This is a genomic window from Rhodoferax sp. (assembly GCF_037143375.1).
Lineage (GTDB): Bacteria > Pseudomonadota > Gammaproteobacteria > Burkholderiales > Burkholderiaceae_C > Rhodoferax.
This window is the reverse complement of sequence record NZ_JBAWYV010000019.1, coordinates 24,757-42,052: the sequence shown is the minus strand read 5'-3', so window position 1 is coordinate 42,052 and position 17,296 is coordinate 24,757. Positions and strand designations below refer to the sequence as shown.

Here is a 17,296-nt window from a genome sequence, read left to right as displayed (position 1 = left end):
TGAGGCGTTGTGTTTTTGACGGTAGTCATTCACCGCTGCCTTGATGGCGTCTTCGGCCAGGATGGAGCAGTGAATCTTCACCGGCGGGAGTGCCAACTCTTCCGCTATTTCGCTGTTTTTCAAGGCTGCGGCTTGGTCCAAGGTCTTGCCCTTGACCCATTCAGTCACCAGGGAAGACGATGCAATGGCTGAGCCACAACCGTAGGTTTTAAAGCGTGCGTCTTCGATCACACCGGTTTCGGGGTTGACCTTGATTTGCAGCTTCATCACGTCACCACAAGCCGGTGCACCGACCATGCCGGTGCCTACTGAATCATCTCCCTTGTCGAACGAGCCGACATTGCGGGGGTTTTCGTAGTGGTCAACGACCTTTTCTGAATATGCCATTTTGTTTCTCCTAAATCAGTTGAGGAAAGAGCTCGTTCTATTTAATGGGCAGCCCACTGGATGGTGCTGATGTCGATGCCTTCTTTGTACATGTCCCAGAGCGGACTCAAGTCTCGCAGCTTGGCCACGTTGACTTTGATGGTGTCAATCGCGTAATCAATCTCAGCTTCGGTGGTGTAACGACCTATCGTCATGCGCAGACTGCTGTGGGCCAGCTCATCGCTGCGACCCAAAGCACGCAGTACATAGCTAGGTTCCAGAGAAGCCGAGGTGCAAGCCGAACCGCTCGACACGGCCAAGCCTTTGATGCCCATGATCAGTGACTCGCCTTCAACATAGTTGAAGCTCATGTTGAGGTTGTGCGGCACGCGTTTTTCAATGTTGCCATTGATAAACACCTGCTCAACGTCTTTTAGACCCGCCAGCATGCGGTCATGCAAGGCCTGAATGCGCACGTTTTCACCTGCCATCTCGTCTTTGGCAATGCGGTAAGCCTCGCCCATGCCGACGATCTGGTGCGTCGGCAAAGTGCCAGAGCGCATGCCGCGTTCGTGACCGCCGCCGTGCATTTGCGCCTCAATGCGAACTCGCGGCTTGCGGCGCACAAATAGCGCGCCAATACCTTTGGGCCCGTAAGTTTTGTGCGCCGTCAGGCTCATCAAGTCCACCGGCAACTGGTTCATGTCGATGTCCACACGGCCGGTGGCCTGCGCTGCGTCCACATGGAAAATAATGCCGTTTTCACGACACACCGCACCGATGGCGGCGATGTCCTGAATGACACCAATTTCGTTGTTGACAAACATCACGCTGGCCAAAATGGTATCGGGGCGAATCGCTGCCTTGAATACTTCGAGGTCCACCATACCGTCGATTTGCACGTCAAGATAAGTAACTTCAAAGCCCTGGCGCTCCAACTCGCGGCAGGTGTCGAGCACTGCTTTGTGCTCGGTCTTGACGGTGATGATGTGCTTGCCCTTGGTCTTGTAAAAGTGCGCGGCACCCTTCAAGGCCAGGTTATTGGATTCAGTCGCACCCGATGTCCAGACGATTTCGCGCGGGTCGGCGGCAATCAGCGCCGCCACTTGCTCGCGGGCTTTTTCAACCGCGGCTTCGGCTTCCCAGCCCCAGGCGTGACTACGCGAGGCAGGGTTACCAAAATGCTGGCGCAACCAGGGAATCATGGCATCCACCACCCGCTCATCGCAGGGATTGGTGGCGCTGTAGTCCATATAAATCGGGAAATGTGGGGTTGTATCCATCTTGAGTTCGCTGCTTGAGTTACTTTAGATTTTAGAGAACGCATTGCCCAATGCAAAAACCGAATTGGGAATGTTCATGCGAATCGGCTTGACAGCTGGCATGCTGGAAATGGCGCGCTTCAAAGAAGGCTTGCCTTCGATCTGCAGACCTTTGGCCAATTGTTCGTCCACCAGTTTTTGCAGCGTGACCGAGTCCAAAAACTCAACCATGCGGGTGTTCAGGGACGCCCAGAGGTCGTGCGTCATGCAGCGGGCGCCCTCGCCCAGGCAGTTTTCCTTGCCGCCACATTGCGTGGCATCCATAGGCTCATCCACCGAGGTGATGATTTCAGCCACCGTGATTTCAGCCGGGCTGCGGGCCAGTGTGTAGCCGCCGCCGGGGCCGCGGGTGGATTCCACCAACTCGTGCCGACGTAACTTGCCAAACAACTGCTCCAGATAGGAAAGTGAAATCTGCTGGCGCTGGCTAATGGCCGCCAAGGTGACTGGGCCATTGCTTTGGCGCAAACCCAAATCAATCATTGCGGTGACGGCAAAACGGCCTTTAGTGGTGAGTCGCATGGCATATTCCTTAAGTTGTATTAAGTTGACTAACGTAGTCGAGTATAACAATAAACCAAGCGTTCTGCTCGGGTACCTATACCGCTCAGTCACATTATGAACTCTTAACGCCATTTGTGATGCCGACCACGTTATCCGAGCCTGCTGCACCGAAGGCCTGCTCCTTCAAAATACCCAGTTGATCGCGCACCCGCGCTGCTTTTTCGAACTCCAGATTACGAGCATGCTCCATCATGAGCTTCTCCAGTCGCTTGATTTCACGCGAAATATCTTTCTCGCTCATGTCTTCCACCTGCGCCCGTTGCATCGCATCGCGTTCCAGCTTTTCAGCCTCCTTACCGGCTTTTTCGCTGTAAACGCCGTCGATCAAGTCCTTGACCTCTTTGACGATGGAGCGCGGCGTAATGCCATGCACCAGGTTGTGTGCCACCTGTTTTTCGCGACGCCGCTCGGTCTCGCCAATCGCTTTCTTCATCGACTCGGTCATTTTGTCGGCGTACAAAATCGCCCGCCCATGCAGGTTGCGCGCAGCCCGGCCAATGGTTTGAATCAGCGAGCGCTCAGAGCGCAAAAAGCCTTCTTTGTCAGCGTCCAGAATCGCCACCAGCGACACCTCGGGAATGTCCAGCCCTTCGCGCAGCAAGTTAATGCCCACGAGCACATCAAAAGCGCCAAGGCGCAGATCGCGCAAGATTTCGACCCGTTCCACGGTGTCTATATCGCTGTGCAGGTAGCGCACTTTCACGCCGTTGTCGCTCAAATAATCCGTCAGCTGCTCGGCCATGCGCTTGGTGAGCGTGGTGATCAGCACCCGCTCGTGTTTTTCAACCCGAATACGAATCTCTTGCAGCACATCGTCAACCTGGTTGATGGCGGGGCGCACCTCCACCTCGGGGTCGACCAGCCCCGTGGGTCGCACCAGTTGCTCCACCACCTGCCCCGCATGGTCTTTTTCCCATTGCCCCGGCGTGGCCGAGACAAAAACGGCTTGCCGCATCTTGGTCTCGAACTCTTCGAACTTGAGCGGCCGGTTGTCCAGCGCGCTGGGCAACCTGAATCCATATTCGACTAAGGTGGTCTTGCGCGACCGGTCGCCGTTGTACATGCCGCCAAACTGGCCGATCAGCACATGCGACTCGTCCAGAAACATCATCGCGTCTTTGGGCAGGTAATCGGTCAAGGTGGCGGGCGGCGCACCGGGCGCGGCGCCACTCAAATGGCGGCTGTAGTTCTCGATGCCCTTGCAGTGACCGACCTCAACGAGCATCTCCAGGTCAAACCGGGTGCGCTGCTCCAGCCGCTGCGCCTCTACCAACTTGCCCTGACTGATGAACTCCTTCACCCGGTCTGACAACTCGGTTTTGATAGCCTCCACCGCTGCTACCACCTGTTCGCGCGGCGTCACGTAATGGCTGCTGGGGTACACGGTAAAGCGCGGAATCTTCTGACGAATGCGCCCGGTGAGCGGGTCAAACAGTTGCAGCGACTCAACCTCGTCATCAAACAGCTCGATGCGGATCGCCATTTCGCTGTGCTCCGCCGGAAACACGTCAATGGTGTCACCCCGCACGCGAAACTTGCCGCGAGAAAAATCCATGTCGTTGCGCTGGTACTGCATGCGCACCAGTTGGCTGATCAGGTCGCGCTGGCCCATTTTGTCGCCGGCGCGCAGCGTCATCACCATCTTGTGATACGCCTCGGGTTGGCCGATGCCGTAGATGGCCGACACCGTGGCCACAATCACCACATCGCGCCGCTCCAGCACGCTTTTGGTACAACTCAGGCGCATCTGCTCGATGTGCTCGTTGATGGCCGAGTCTTTCTCGATGAACAAATCGCGCTGCGGTACATAGGCTTCGGGCTGGTAGTAGTCGTAATAACTCACGAAATACTCGACCGCATTTTTGGGAAAAAACTCGCGGAATTCGCTGTACAACTGCGCCGCCAGGGTCTTGTTGGGCGCAAACACAATGGCCGGCCGACCCAGCCGCGCAATCACATTGGCCATGGTGAAGGTTTTGCCGGAGCCGGTCACGCCCAGCAAGGTCTGAAACACCTCGCCATCGTTAACGCCCTCCACCAACTGGTTGATGGCTTCTGGCTGGTCGCCCGCAGGCGGGTACGGCTGGTACAGCTCAAATGGCGAACCGGGGTAACTGACAAAAGTGCCAGTTCGGATCTGCTCGGCGTCATCAGTCGTGGCAAGAGCGATCGGGGTGGGTGCAGGCATGGCGGACTATTCAAAAATTCGGAGCAACCTGACATGTTATCGAATTACGAAATCCACATCGGCTCTGGTGCATTTAAAATGCAGACGATCTTGGCGACCTTCCGCCTATTTTTCAGACTTCTCTTCACAGGACTCTCTCATGTCACTTTTTTCCGCTGTCGAAATGGCCCCCCGCGACCCTATTTTGGGTTTGAACGAGCAATTTAACGCTGATACCAACCCCGCCAAAGTGAATCTGGGTGTGGGCGTGTACTTTGACGACAACGGCAAACTTCCCTTGCTTCAATGCGTGCAAGCGGCTGAAAAAACCATGATGGAAAAGCCCACGCCACGCGGCTACCTGCCCATCGACGGCATTGCCGCCTATGACGCAGCCGTCAAATCTCTCGTGTTCGGTTCGGAGAGCGACGTTGTCACAAGTGGCCGCGTCGCTACAGTGCAAGGCATTGGCGGCACCGGTGGCCTGAAAATCGGCGCCGACTTCCTGAAGAAGCTCAACCCCGATGCCAAGGTGCTGATCAGCGACCCCAGCTGGGAAAATCACCGCGCCTTGTTCACCAACGCCGGTTTCACAGTCGAAACCTACCGTTACTACGACGCTGCCACGCGCGGTGTGGACTTTGCCGGCATGCTGGCCGACCTGAACGCGGCCGCCCCCGGCACCATCATCTTGTTGCACGCCTGCTGCCACAACCCGACCGGCTACGACATCACTGCCGCCCAGTGGGACTTGGTGATTGCCGCCATTCAGGCCAAAAACCTGGTGCCGTTCCTCGACATGGCTTACCAGGGCTTTGGCTACGGCATTGCCGAAGATGGCGCCGTCATTGGCAAGTTTGTGGCTGCGGGCCTGGACTTTTTTGTCTCTACGTCGTTTAGCAAGAGCTTCAGCCTGTACGGCGAACGCGTCGGCGCCCTGTCGGTGGTCTGCAAGGACAAGGAAGAAACCGGTCGCGTGCTGAGCCAGCTCAAGATCGTGATTCGCACCAACTACAGCAACCCACCGATTCACGGTGGCGCGATTGTGGCGGCGGTGCTGGGCAACCCCGAATTGCGCGCGCTGTGGGAGACTGAGCTGGGCGAAATGCGCGTGCGCATCAAGGCCATGCGTCAGAAACTGGTGGACGGCCTCAAAGCCGCTGGTGTCAAGCAGGACATGAGTTTCATCACCACGCAAATCGGCATGTTCAGCTACTCCGGCCTGACCAAGGACCAGATGGTGCGTCTGCGCAGCGAGTTTGGCGTGTACGGCACCGACACCGGTCGCATGTGCGTGGCGGCGTTGAACAGCAAAAACATCGACTACGTTTGCGCTGCAATTGCCAAGGTTATCTGATCTCCAGCTAGATCAAACGCGCTTTCAGGTCGGGTTGCACTGCGTTAACCCGGCCTGCACGCTGAACCAGAATATTTAAAGAAAATAGGCCTCCAGCCCCCGTATTTATTGCGTAAGTAGCTATTATTTATATAGCAATTAATCTGCAAGTTTCAGCATGAAATCACTCAACATCATCGGGTGTGGGCGTGTGGGCCGTACCTTGGCGCGGCTGTGGCACGACCAAGGCAGCTACCACATTCAGGATGTGCTGACACGCTCTGCGTCTTCAGCCGCTGACGCCATTGCCTTCATTGGCGCAGGTCGCGCTGTAACGCAACTGAGCGACATGTGTACCGCTGATGTCTGGATGCTGGCTGTGCCTGACCGTCATATTGCCCAGGTTGCGGCCGACCTGGCAAACATCGCTCCGGCGCAGCCGTCGGGCATCGTCTTTCATTGCAGCGGTGCGTTGGCCTCGACCGAACTGTCAGCATTGCAGTCATCCGACTGGCAAGTAGCCAGCGCGCATTGCCTGCTGAGTTTTGCCAGCCCGGAGTCCGCACTGGCGCAATTCGCCGGAACCCCTTGTGCGCTGGAAGGCGACCCAGCCGCTTTGAACGAACTAGAGCCGTTATTCGCCCAGATTGGCGCCAACTGCTTTCCCCTGCTGGCCGAAAACAAGCTGCTGTACCACGCAGGCGCCGTGTTTGCGACCAACTTTTTGCCAGTGCTCCAAGCAGTCGCGAATCAGCTCTGGACCACCAGTGGCGTGCCCGCCGATGTGGCGGCCCACCTCAACGCCACCTTGCTAAAAAATGCCGTAAATAACATCCAAACACTTGGACCGGCTGGCGCCCTGACTGGCCCAGCCGCCCGCGGTGATGTGGCGCTGGTCCAGCGCCAGGGGGATGCTGTCACCGCTTGGAACGCCAACGCAGGAGAGGCTTACCGGGCCTTGAGCCAACTGGCTGCCAAACTATCGGCCAGCAGTTGACGCCTCACCTCAGAAAAAGAATCTCCATTCGGGCTGTTTCAAGTAAGGTCTTCAAGTCGTCGAAACGCGATTGTTTGATTTGAGGGTTCGTTTTGACTTCAAAATCCTGCCATTGAGGCTCTGCGAAAAGTGAGTTGCATTGAGGGTGACTTTATTTATCCAGACACAGAAAATCATTGAGGAAAAGGGTTTCTAATTTCCACCTTGCATAATTCTGACGCTAAACCCCGAGAATTGAGGTTTTCCCTCCAGTTCTTGACAGAAGTAGCTGTTATGCTGCACTGCAACATTTCCATAAAGTGAATCATCATGCTCTACCAACTCTACGAAAATCAACGTTCCCTGATGGAGCCTTTCACTGACTTGGCTCTTTCAGCTGCCAAGGTCTATGGAAATCCCCAGTCATTACTGGGCAAAAGCCCACTTTCTCAGCGCATATCCGCCGGGTACGACTTGCTGCACCGCGTGGGGAAAGACTACGAAAAACCAGAATTCGGCATTCGCACGATTGATGTCGATGGCGTAGATATCGCCATCCATGAGCGCATTGAAGTCAGTAAACCGTTTTGCGAGCTGCGTCGTTTCAAACGTTTCAGCGACGACACAGCCACGCTCGAAAAACTCAAAGGCCAGCCCGCCGTATTGATCGTGGCGCCCTTGTCCGGCCACTACGCCACCCTGTTGCGTGACACCGTCAAGACCATGCTCAAAGACCACAAGGTCTACATCACCGACTGGAAAAACGCCCGCCTGGTGCCTTTATCCGAAGGTGAATTCCACCTTGACGACTATGTGAACTACGTGCAGGAGTTTATTCGCCACCTGCAAGGAATTTACGGCAACTGCCATGTACTGAGCGTCTGCCAGCCTACTGTGCCGGTGCTGGCTGCAGTCTCCCTGATGGCCAGCCGCGGCGAACTGACGCCCCTGACCATGACCATGATGGGTGGCCCGATCGATGCACGCAAGTCTCCCACAGCCGTGAACAACCTGGCCATGAACAAGCCTCATTCCTGGTTTGAGAAAAACGTGATTTACCGCGTGCCCACCAACTTTGCGGGTGCCGGACGTCGCGTTTACCCTGGCTTCATGCAGCACACCGGTTTTGTGGCCATGAACCCCAGCAACCACGCCAAAAGCCATTACGACTACTTCAAGGACCTGATCAAGGGCGACGGTGCCAGCACCGAAGCGCACCGCAAGTTCTATGACGAGTACAACGCTGTTCTGGACATGGACGCCGACTACTACCTCGAAACCATCAAGGTGGTGTTCCAGGAATTCAACCTCGTCAACGGAACCTGGAACATTCGCAGCGTCGAAGGCAATATGGAACACGTGCGCCCGCAAGACATCACCACCACGGCCCTCTTCTCGGTTGAAGGCGAGTTGGACGATATTTCTGGCTCCGGACAGACCGAGGCTGTGCACACCATCTGCAGCGGCGTGGTTGATTCCGAGCAAAAGCACCTGATCGTGGAAGGCGCTGGCCATTACGGCATCTTTGCCGGCCGCCGCTGGCGCGAAGTGGTTTATCCCGCTGTCAAGGCGTTCATCCTGACCCATCAACCGGTGGCCAAGGAAGACAAAGCGCCGGTAGCCGTTGCAAAACCTGTCGCCGCACCTGCACCTATTGCTGCGTCCCAGTCAGTGGCTGTCAAAGCAGTTCCCGTCAAGGCGCCTGTGGCACAAGCCAAGCCAATTGTGGCCAAGCCGGTGAAAACCGCGCCGGTGGCTGCCAAGCCAACCATCCAGCCGTTGGCCTCAACGATCAAGACCACCATGGTGGCCGTGCCCGCCAAAGCCCCAGGGGCTGAAGCCCAAACACCTCTGACTCCGGTCAAGCTTTCGACACAGGAGGCATCGATCAAGGCAGCACCGACTTCTAAACAAAAACAAGCGATAGCCCCCGTGAAGCTTGCGTCACTAGCTAGCAATACGATAGCAAAGAAGGTTGTACGGAAAAAGTAAGGTCAGCCCTCGCTGCCTCACTGCTCGCGGCACTGCCCCAAACGCAGTGCACGCGGTGTGGCTACCCTGATTGCGCGGCTTACGCCGATGCCATGGCGCAGGGCTCGGCGGGCATCAACCAATGCCCACCGGGTGGTACACAAGGCATTGAGCGCTTGGCAGCCTTAACCGGTCAGTCCATCAGGGCGCTGAACCCGGTTCATGGTGTCGAGAGTCACCGCACCCTGGCCTTCATCGATGAAAACTGGTGCATTGGCTGCACCTTGTGCATCAAGGCTTGCCCCACTGATGCCATTCTGGGCAGCAACAAGCTGATGCACACGGTAATTGAGGCCTACTGCACCGGATGCGAGTTGTGTCTGCCAGTTTGCCCGGTGGACTGCATCGAACTGGAAAATGTCACGGGTACGGCCACCGGGTGGGAAGCCTGGTCGCCCCAGCAAGCTGATCTGGCGCGTGATCGCTACGAATTTCATAGCTTTAAAGCCAAACGTGAAGAGATTAAGAACGCCAAAAGGCTTGAAGGAAAAGCCTTGATGAAACTGGCCGATCTGAGCCACCATTCACAACACACAGACCCGGCCGTGCTGGACAAAAAGCGCGCCGTGATTGAAGCGGCGCTGGCCCGCGCCCGCGCCAAGCAAGCCACGCCTCAAAATTGAGTTTTAGCCCAGCGCGTCATTCACTTGGTCATGAAACTCGGCCAGACTGACGGCGGCACCAATCTCGCGAGGCAAGGCGTCGCGTACCGAGAAAACACCCAGAATTTTCCCTGCCGTGGAAACGATGGGCAAATGTCGAAAGCCACGCTCGATCATGATCAGCACGGCATCCGACACCAGGGTTTCAGGCGCCACGCAATAAGGGCCGCGTGTCATCACATCGGCCACCAGCGTTTTCTCGGGATTGAGCGCCTTGGCCAGCACCCGCGTCATCAGATCGCGCTCGGTCACGATGCCCAGCAAGGTGCCGGGCGTGTCCACAATCAGCACACTGCCACAGTTCGCCTTGGTCATGATGCAGGCGGCCTCCCAAATGCTGGCTTGCGGCCCCAGGCTGATGACGTGTCTTTGAGACATGGATTGAAATACAGTACGTTCAGCCATGGTGCAACTCCTATCGAAAAACTCTTTAGCGCAGGGACGCGTTGATCTTGTCCAGCGCACCAGCACCCGGGCAAAGCTGGCGGGCGCTCATGGTGTTGAGCGGTGTCTCGCTGGTGTTCATCGACGTGTGCAAGTCGGTGGCCAGCGGGTCAATGTAGAGCAAACCGGTCACCACCTCACCGCGTGCCTGGTGTGAATTCATGTAGCTCATGGCGGCATATCGATCGGTCGGGTCATAGTCCAGATGCAGCTTGCGCAGGTGCAGCAAAGAACCATCGTGCTGCGCAACTTCGACCAACTCACCAGCCGCGTACTCAGCGGTTATTTCACTGTGCTGCGGCATGAAGTCGATGCGGCTCACGGCGTCGTTATGCTGGCGCACATAGTCGTAGCTCTTGGTGCTGCCACCGTGGTTATTGAAGGTCACGCAGGGGCTGATGACGTCAATGAACGCTGCGCCACCATGTGCCATGGCACCCTTGATGAGCGGCACCAGTTGCGCCTTGTCACCGGAGAAACTGCGCGCCACATAGGTCGCACCCAGTTGCAAGGCAATACCGACCAGATCGACTGGGCTATCGCTGTTGATGACACCCTTCTTGCTCTTGGAACCCCGGTCGGCAGTGGCTGAAAACTGGCCTTTGGTCAGCCCATAGACGCCGTTGTTTTCCACGATGTAGGCCATGCGCACACCGCGGCGCATGGCATTGGCAAACTGGCCCAAGCCGATGGAAGCGGAGTCACCATCGCCCGACACCCCCAGGTACAACAAATCGCGGTTGGCCATGTTGGCGCCCGTCAGCACCGAAGGCATGCGGCCGTGCACGGTGTTGAAGCCGTGCGAGGCGCCCAGAAAGTAATCTGGCGTCTTGGAACTGCAACCGATGCCCGAGAGCTTGGCCACGCGGTGCGGCTCGATGTCCAGTTCCCAGCAAGCCTGAATGATGGCCGCCGAGATCGAGTCATGCCCGCAACCGGCGCACAAGGTGGAGATGCGGCCTTCGTAATCGCGGCGCGTGTAGCCAACCTTGTTGGTGGCCAGCGTGGGGTGGTGCAGGCGGGGTTTGGCAATGTAGGTCATACGAGCTCTTTCTGCTTAGGCAGTTTCAGCGCTTCGGGCTGAGGCGGATTGACACTTTGGCGAATAGCGCGGGCGATGAAACGCGCGGTGATCGGTGTGCCGTCGTAATGCAGCACCTTCACAAGAGACGCCGGATCAATCTCAAGTTCATTGACGAGCATCGAGTGCATTTGCGCATCGCGGTTTTGCTCCACCACAAACACTTTTTCATGCTCGGCGATGAAACGATTTACCGACTCGGGGAACGGGAACGCCCGCAATCTCATTGCATCCAGATGCAGGCCCTCGGCGTCCAGCACATCGAGCGCCTCGCGCATGGCGGGACTGGTCGAGCCAAAATAGATCACGCCAAGCGGGGTTTTTTCTGACGCCGGACGCAGTACCGGCTGCGGCACCAGATCGGCCGCCGTTTTGAACTTGCGCAGCAAGCGTTCCATGTTGTAGATGTAATCCGGGCCGCGTTCCGAGTAGCGCGCATACGGGTCACGCGTGGTGCCACGCGTGAAAAATGCACCTTTGGTCGGGTGCGTGCCGGGCAATGTGCGCCACGGAATGCCGTCACCGTCCACATCTTTGTAGCGCCCAAAGTCCTTGCCTGCTTCGAGTTCGGCGGCGGTCATGACCTTGCCCCGGTCGTACTCGCGGGCGTCGTCCCAGACGAAGGGTTTGCACAGGCGCTGGTTCATGCCGATGTCCAGATCGGTCATCAGGAAAATGGGCGTCTGCAAGCGCTCCGCCAAGTCAAGCGCGGCCGCTGATTGCTCAAAACACTCATAGGGATCTTGGGGAAACAACAGCACATGCTTGGTGTCACCATGCGAGGCATAGGCGCAGCAAATCAGGTCGGATTGCTGGGTGCGCGTCGGCATGCCGGTAGACGGGCCGCCACGTTGCACATTGATGATGGTCACCGGAATTTCGGCAAAGTAGGCCAGCCCAATAAACTCGGTCATGAGCGAGATGCCCGGCCCGGAGGTGGCTGTAAAAGCCCGCGCGCCATTCCATCCGGCCCCAATCACCATGCCGATGGAAGCAAGCTCATCCTCGGCCTGTACGATGGCAAAGTTATTTTGACCCGTCACCGGATCGACCCGGAACTTGTCGCAGTACTTCTGAAAGGCTTCCGGCACCGACGACGAAGGCGTGATCGGGTACCAGGCGGCCACCGTGGCGCCGCCATAAACGCAGCCCAAGGCGGCCGCACTGTTGCCATCGGTAAAGATCTGGTCGCCCACCTTGTCGGCCTTCTGCACCCGAATGCCCAAAGGTGCTTCCAGGTGCGTTTTGACGTAGTCACGCCCCAGATGCAAAGCCTTCAGATTGGAGTCCAGCAAGCGTTCCTTGCCCTTGTATTGCTCGGCAAAAAGCTTCTCGAAAACAGCCGCATCCAAATCCAGCAGCACCGACAAAGCGCCGACATAAATGATGTTTTTGAACAGTTGTCGCTGCCTTGGATCGGCATAAGCCGCGTTGCTGATTTCAGTCAGGGGGATGCCGATGACATGCACATCCTGGCGGAATTTGGACTCGGGAATCGGCCGGGTGCTGTCGTAAAACAGATAACCACCGGGCTCGATCTCGGCCACGTCCGTGTCCCAGGTCTGTGGGTTCATCGCCACCATCATGTCGACGCCACCGCGACGCCCGTGGTAACCCTTTTCGCACACGCGCGCCTCGTACCAGGTCGGCATGCCCTGAATGTTGCTGGGGAAAATATTGCGTGGACTCACCGGCACGCCCATGCGCATCACCGCCTTGGCGAACAACTCGTTGGCAGAGGCCGAACCCGAACCGTTAACGTTGGCAAACTTGATGACGAAATCGTTGATAGCTTCAATGCGTTTCATGCTTATTCCTATTTATGCGGCTTTGCGGCTGTCACGACATCCCGGCCCGGCCTGGGTCGTGTTCAGGAGGAACTTTTGCATATCCCAGGCACCGGTGGGGCAACGCTCGGCACACAGACCGCAGTGCAGGCAGACGTCCTCGTCTTTCACCATCACGCGGCCCGTTTTCAGGTTGCCTGAAACGTACAAATTTTGTCCGAGTTGCAGGGCTGGCGCTTTCAGACGGGTGCGTAAATCAGTCTCCTCGCCATTGGCCGTGAACGTGATGCAGTCCATGGGGCAAATGTCCACACAGGCATCACATTCGATGCAGGTATCCCGGTTAAAAATGGTTTGCACATCGCAATTCAGGCAACGACTGGCCTCCTTGTAGGCCGTGGCGGCATCGAAGCCCAACTCCACTTCCACACGAATATTGGACAGCGCAATTTCGGCTGACGCCCATGGCACTTTGAAGCGGGGGTCATCCGACACATCGTTGTGGTAACTCCACTCGTGAATACCCATTTTTTGGGACATCAGGTTGGTCCTTGGAGCGGGGCGAACCTCCACCGCTTCTGCGTTCAAGAACCGGTCTATCGACACCGCGGCTTCATGGCCGTGGGCCACTGCCGTGATAATATTTTTTGGCCCAAAAGCCGCGTCACCGCCAAAGAAAACTTTGGGCAAGGTGGACTGGAAAGTATCTTTACCCAGCACCGGCAACCCCCAGCGGTCAAACTCGATACCGGTGTCCTGCTCGATCCACGGAAAAGCGTTTTCCTGGCCCACCGCCACCAGCACCTCGTCGCATTCAAAAAACACATCGGGCTCGCCCGTGGGCACCAAACTGCGCCGACCCTTGTCGTCATAGACGGCACTCACCACCTCAAACGTCATGCCCAGCAGTTTGCCGTCTTGATGTTTGAAATTCTTGGGCACATGGCAATTGATGATGGGAATGCCCTCGTGCACGGCATCTTCCTTCTCCCAAGGCGACGCTTTCATTTCTTCAAATCCACTGCGCACGATGACTTTCACATCCGAGCCACCCAGACGCCGCGCAGAGCGGCAGCAGTCCATCGCGGTATTACCACCACCCAGCACAATGACGCGCGGCGGCACGCTGGTAATGTGGCCAAATGAAACCGAGGCCAACCAGTCAATGCCAATGTGAATATGCGCAGCTGCCTCGGCGCGCCCTGGAACCTCAAGATTGCGTCCGCGCGGTGCGCCACAACCCACAAACACCGCGTCAAAACCTTCTGCCAACAGCGTCTGCATCGAGGTCACGCGCTGGTTGTTTTTAAATTCGACACCCAAGTCTAGGATGTAACCCGTTTCTTCGTCAATGACCGACTCCGGCAGGCGAAAACGCGGAATTTGTGAGCGGATGAAACCACCAGCCTTGGCTTCCCCGTCAAAAACGGTGACTTCGTAGCCCAGCGGGGCCAAGTCGCGTGCCACTGTCAAGGCAGATGGCCCGGCGCCAATACAAGCCACACGACGACCATTGCGCGGTGCCACCGCAGGCATGCGCGCCTTGACATCGTCCTTATGGTCGGCAGCGACGCGCTTAAGGCGGCAAATCGCCACTGGCTCGGGCTTCTCACCGTTGTTTTCCTCGACCCGACCACGTCGGCAAGCGGGCTCACAAGGGCGGTCACACGTTCGACCGAGGATGCCAGGAAATACGTTGGACACCCAGTTGATCATGTAGGCATCGCTGTAGCGACCCTGACCAATCAGGCGAATGTATTCTGGAACGGGGGTGTGGGCCGGACAGGCCCATTGACAATCGACGACCTTGTGAAAATAGGCCGGCTGGGTCACATTGGTAGGCTGCAAGTGGGTCTCCTCTATCCTTGTCGCACTGCATGAGCAGTTCAAGGTACAAAGAGTTTACGCCCCGAAGGGCGTAATGAACTCTAAGGAGTATCCCGTAGACGGGGCTCAATCAGCTGTTTTTTATTGACTTATATCAACCTTTTACCGTTCAAAAAGACCGTCTGCGTCAGACCGCGCTGGCTGCAAGTTTTTCAAACGCTGCCACCACCTCAGACGGAGCCTGAACCAGCTCAATCAAGACGCCTTCTCCACTGATGGGGAACTCGTCATTCGACTTGGGGTGCAGAAAACAGATATCAAACCCGGCAGCCCCCTTGCGAATGCCTCCCGGTGCAAAACGCACCCCTCTGGCGGTAAGCCACGCCACAGCCTGTGGCAGATCATCGATCCAGAGACCGACATGATTGAGCGGCGTGGTGTGCACCGCTGGTTTCTTGTCGATGTCCACGGGTTGCATCAAGTCAACCTCGACCTTGAACGGGCCACTGCCCATGGCGCAGATGTCTTCATCCACGTTTTCACGTTCGCTACGAAAAGTCCCGGTCACTTCCAGGCCGAGCATGTCGACCCAAAGTTTTTGCAACCGGTTCTTGTCCGTGCCGCCAATGGCAATTTGCTGGATCCCCAGCACTTTGAAGGGGCGGCTCATATTCAGACGAACTCCACAATCACTTGGTCAACGGTCAATGATTCACCCTTGGCCGCCACAACCGACTTGACCACGCCATCGGCTTGCGCAAACAGCACGTTTTCCATTTTCATGGCTTCAATCACGGCAACGCGTTCACCGGCTTGCACCTTCTGTCCCACTTGTACCGACACTTCAGCCAGCAAACCGGGCATGGGTGACAGGACAAAGCGGCTCATGTCTGCAGGGGCCTTGTAGGGCATCACAGCGTGCAATTCAGCAGCCCGTTTGGACAGCACCATGGCGTCAATTTGGGCGCCGTTGTGCGAAACGCGAATGGCTAGCGGGTTCTTGCCAGCCAAACTGCCGCGCTCCACCTGTGCGGTGAACGCAACGCCATTGCAAGTACCTTCGATACGAACTTGACCCAATCGGTATTTGCTACAAATTTTATAGCTACTTGAACCCACAGTGATTGAGCTGGAGCCTGTTTTCTCATTGAAGTCGGTGATAGCGACGGTGGAGGGAGTCGTGGCACCCTTCTGACCCATCGTGAGCACCACAAAGTTCTCACCAATCACCAGTTCGTGACCTTCCATCTGGCCGCTGATATTGGACGCGCGGTTGAGGTACTTGCGGTACACAAACGCCGCCAGCGCAATCAGCAGGTCGGCATCGTCGTGCGGTACATCTTCAGCTCGGAAACCTTTCGAGTAATTCTCAGCAATGAAACCGGTGTTGAAATCACCCGCCACAAACTTGGGGTGCGCCAGCAAAGCCGCTTGGAACGGGATGTTGCTGCTGATACCGCGAATCACAAAACCGTTGAGCGCTTCGCGCATTTTGGCAATCGCATCCAGACGGTCTTTGCCATGAACAATCAGCTTGCCGATCATCGAGTCATAGAACATCGGAATCTCGCCACCATCCTGCACACCGGTATCAACCCGAACGCCGTACCACTGGCTGGTATCTGCTGAGAACATGGTCTCTGTCGGTGGCTGAAAACGCACCAGTCGACCGGTCGAAGGCAAGAAATTGCGGAACGGATCTTCAGCGTTGATGCGGCACTCAATCGCCCAGCCGTCACGCTTCACTTCAGCTTGTGTCAGGGGTAATTTTTCGCCTGCAGCAACGCGGATCATCAACTCAACCAGATCGAGACCGGTGATGCACTCGGTCACAGGGTGTTCTACCTGCAAACGGGTGTTCATTTCCAGGAAGTAAAAGCTCTGGTCTTTGCCGACCACAAATTCCACCGTACCGGCGCTCTGGTAGTTCACGGCCTTGGCCAACATCACGGCCTGTTCGCCCATCGCCTTGCGGGTCGCTTCAGAGATGAAAGGCGACGGCGCTTCTTCGATCACCTTCTGGTGGCGACGCTGAATGGAACACTCACGCTCGTTGAGGTACACCACGTTGCCGAAACTGTCGCCAATCAGCTGAATTTCGATGTGACGGGGTTCTTCAACAAACTTCTCGATGAACACACGGTCATCACCAAAGCTGATACGTGCTTCGTTGCGGCAACTGGTGAAGCCTTCAAACGCTTCCTTGTCGTTAAAAGCAACGCGCAGACCCTTACCGCCACCGCCGGCACTGGCCTTGATCATGACCGGGTAGCCGATGCTCTTGGCAATTTCAACTGCTTTTTCAGGCGTTTCAATCGCGTCATTGACACCGGGAATGCAATTCACACCCGCCAAACCAGCGAGTTTTTTCGACTCGATCTTGTCGCCCATGGCGGCAATGGAGTGGTGCTTAGGGCCGATGAAGGTGATGCCTTCTTCTTCCACGCGCTTGGCAAAACCGGCGTTTTCGCTCAAAAAACCGTAGCCTGGGTGCACTGCTTGGGCACCGGTTTGCTTGCAGGCAGCAATGATTTTCTCAGCCAGTAAATAGCTGTCTCGGCTGGGGGCCGGACCAATGTTGACGGCTTCGTCGGCCAGCATGACATGGCGTGCGTCCTTGTCCGCATCGGAGTAAACCGCCACGGTTTTGATGCCCATTTTTTGAGCGGTCTTGATGACGCGGCAAGCGATTTCGCCGCGGTTTGCGATCAGAATTTTTGTAAACATTTTTGT

At 56.7% G+C, this 17,296-nt stretch carries 13 protein-coding genes and 1 pseudogene; 4 read left to right on the top strand and 10 right to left on the bottom strand.

The window, feature by feature from the left end; genetic code table 11:
* The 4 genes from iscU to uvrB all read right to left on the bottom strand — a co-directional run.
* A partial coding sequence (gene iscU / locus WCG50_RS05225) for a Fe-S cluster assembly scaffold IscU (protein WP_336898517.1) occupies positions 1-387 on the bottom strand: 387 nt, incomplete at its 3' end.
* 41 nt (positions 388-428) lie between these two features.
* Positions 429-1,649, bottom strand: coding sequence for an IscS subfamily cysteine desulfurase (locus WCG50_RS05220; protein ID WP_336898516.1), 1,221 nt, complete (start codon positions 1,647-1,649; stop codon positions 429-431).
* A 24-nt stretch (positions 1,650-1,673) separates the two neighbouring features.
* Positions 1,674-2,210 (bottom strand): Fe-S cluster assembly transcription factor, encoded by a 537-nt coding sequence (locus tag WCG50_RS05215; protein ID WP_336898515.1) that lies wholly within the window; start codon positions 2,208-2,210, stop codon positions 1,674-1,676.
* Between the two features lie 94 nt (positions 2,211-2,304).
* A complete protein-coding gene (uvrB, locus tag WCG50_RS05210) occupies positions 2,305-4,440 on the bottom strand; it encodes an excinuclease ABC subunit UvrB (protein ID WP_336898514.1) in 2,136 nt (711 codons plus the stop codon).
* A 139-nt stretch (positions 4,441-4,579) separates the two neighbouring features.
* On the opposite strand from uvrB, the gene WCG50_RS05205 reads away from it, so the two are divergent.
* The 4 genes and pseudogenes from WCG50_RS05205 to rsxB form a co-directional block, all read left to right on the top strand.
* Entirely contained in the window at positions 4,580-5,776 is a 1,197-nt protein-coding gene (locus tag WCG50_RS05205; protein ID WP_336898513.1) for an amino acid aminotransferase, read from the top strand.
* Positions 5,777-5,933: 157 nt separating this feature from the next.
* The gene (locus tag WCG50_RS05200; RefSeq protein WP_336898512.1) at positions 5,934-6,752 is read left to right on the top strand and encodes a Rossmann-like and DUF2520 domain-containing protein; all 819 of its coding nucleotides are present in this window, start codon (positions 5,934-5,936) and stop codon (positions 6,750-6,752) included.
* Between the two features lie 309 nt (positions 6,753-7,061).
* The gene (gene phaZ, locus WCG50_RS05195) at positions 7,062-8,723 is read left to right on the top strand and encodes a polyhydroxyalkanoate depolymerase (protein WP_336898511.1); all 1,662 of its coding nucleotides are present in this window, start codon (positions 7,062-7,064) and stop codon (positions 8,721-8,723) included.
* Positions 8,724-8,731: 8 nt separating this feature from the next.
* Positions 8,732-9,385, top strand: a pseudogene (gene rsxB, locus WCG50_RS05190) (electron transport complex subunit RsxB); the annotation flags it as partial.
* A 3-nt stretch (positions 9,386-9,388) separates the two neighbouring features.
* Here rsxB and WCG50_RS05185 read toward each other — a convergent pair.
* From WCG50_RS05185 to WCG50_RS05160, 6 genes are all read right to left on the bottom strand, one after another.
* Positions 9,389-9,829 carry a CBS domain-containing protein gene (locus WCG50_RS05185; protein ID WP_336898510.1) on the bottom strand — a complete coding sequence of 147 codons (441 nt, stop codon included), beginning with the start codon at positions 9,827-9,829 and terminating at the stop codon, positions 9,389-9,391.
* A 25-nt stretch (positions 9,830-9,854) separates the two neighbouring features.
* Complete coding sequence (locus tag WCG50_RS05180) at positions 9,855-10,910, bottom strand: 2-oxoacid:ferredoxin oxidoreductase subunit beta (RefSeq protein WP_336898509.1); 1,056 nt, start codon at positions 10,908-10,910, stop codon at positions 9,855-9,857.
* Complete coding sequence (locus WCG50_RS05175; RefSeq protein ID WP_336898508.1) at positions 10,907-12,757, bottom strand: 2-oxoacid:acceptor oxidoreductase subunit alpha; 1,851 nt, start codon at positions 12,755-12,757, stop codon at positions 10,907-10,909. The genes WCG50_RS05180 and WCG50_RS05175 overlap by 4 nt, the downstream gene beginning before the upstream one ends.
* Positions 12,758-12,769: 12 nt before the next feature.
* On the bottom strand, positions 12,770-14,584 hold the full coding sequence (locus WCG50_RS05170) for an FAD-dependent oxidoreductase (RefSeq protein WP_336898507.1): 1,815 nt from the start codon (positions 14,582-14,584) through the stop codon (positions 12,770-12,772).
* A 166-nt stretch (positions 14,585-14,750) separates the two neighbouring features.
* On the bottom strand, positions 14,751-15,233 hold the full coding sequence (locus WCG50_RS05165) for a VOC family protein (protein ID WP_336898506.1): 483 nt from the start codon (positions 15,231-15,233) through the stop codon (positions 14,751-14,753).
* 2 nt (positions 15,234-15,235) lie between these two features.
* The gene (locus WCG50_RS05160) at positions 15,236-17,290 is read right to left on the bottom strand and encodes an acetyl/propionyl/methylcrotonyl-CoA carboxylase subunit alpha (RefSeq protein ID WP_336898505.1); all 2,055 of its coding nucleotides are present in this window, start codon (positions 17,288-17,290) and stop codon (positions 15,236-15,238) included.
* Between the last annotated feature and the right edge of the window lie 6 nt (positions 17,291-17,296).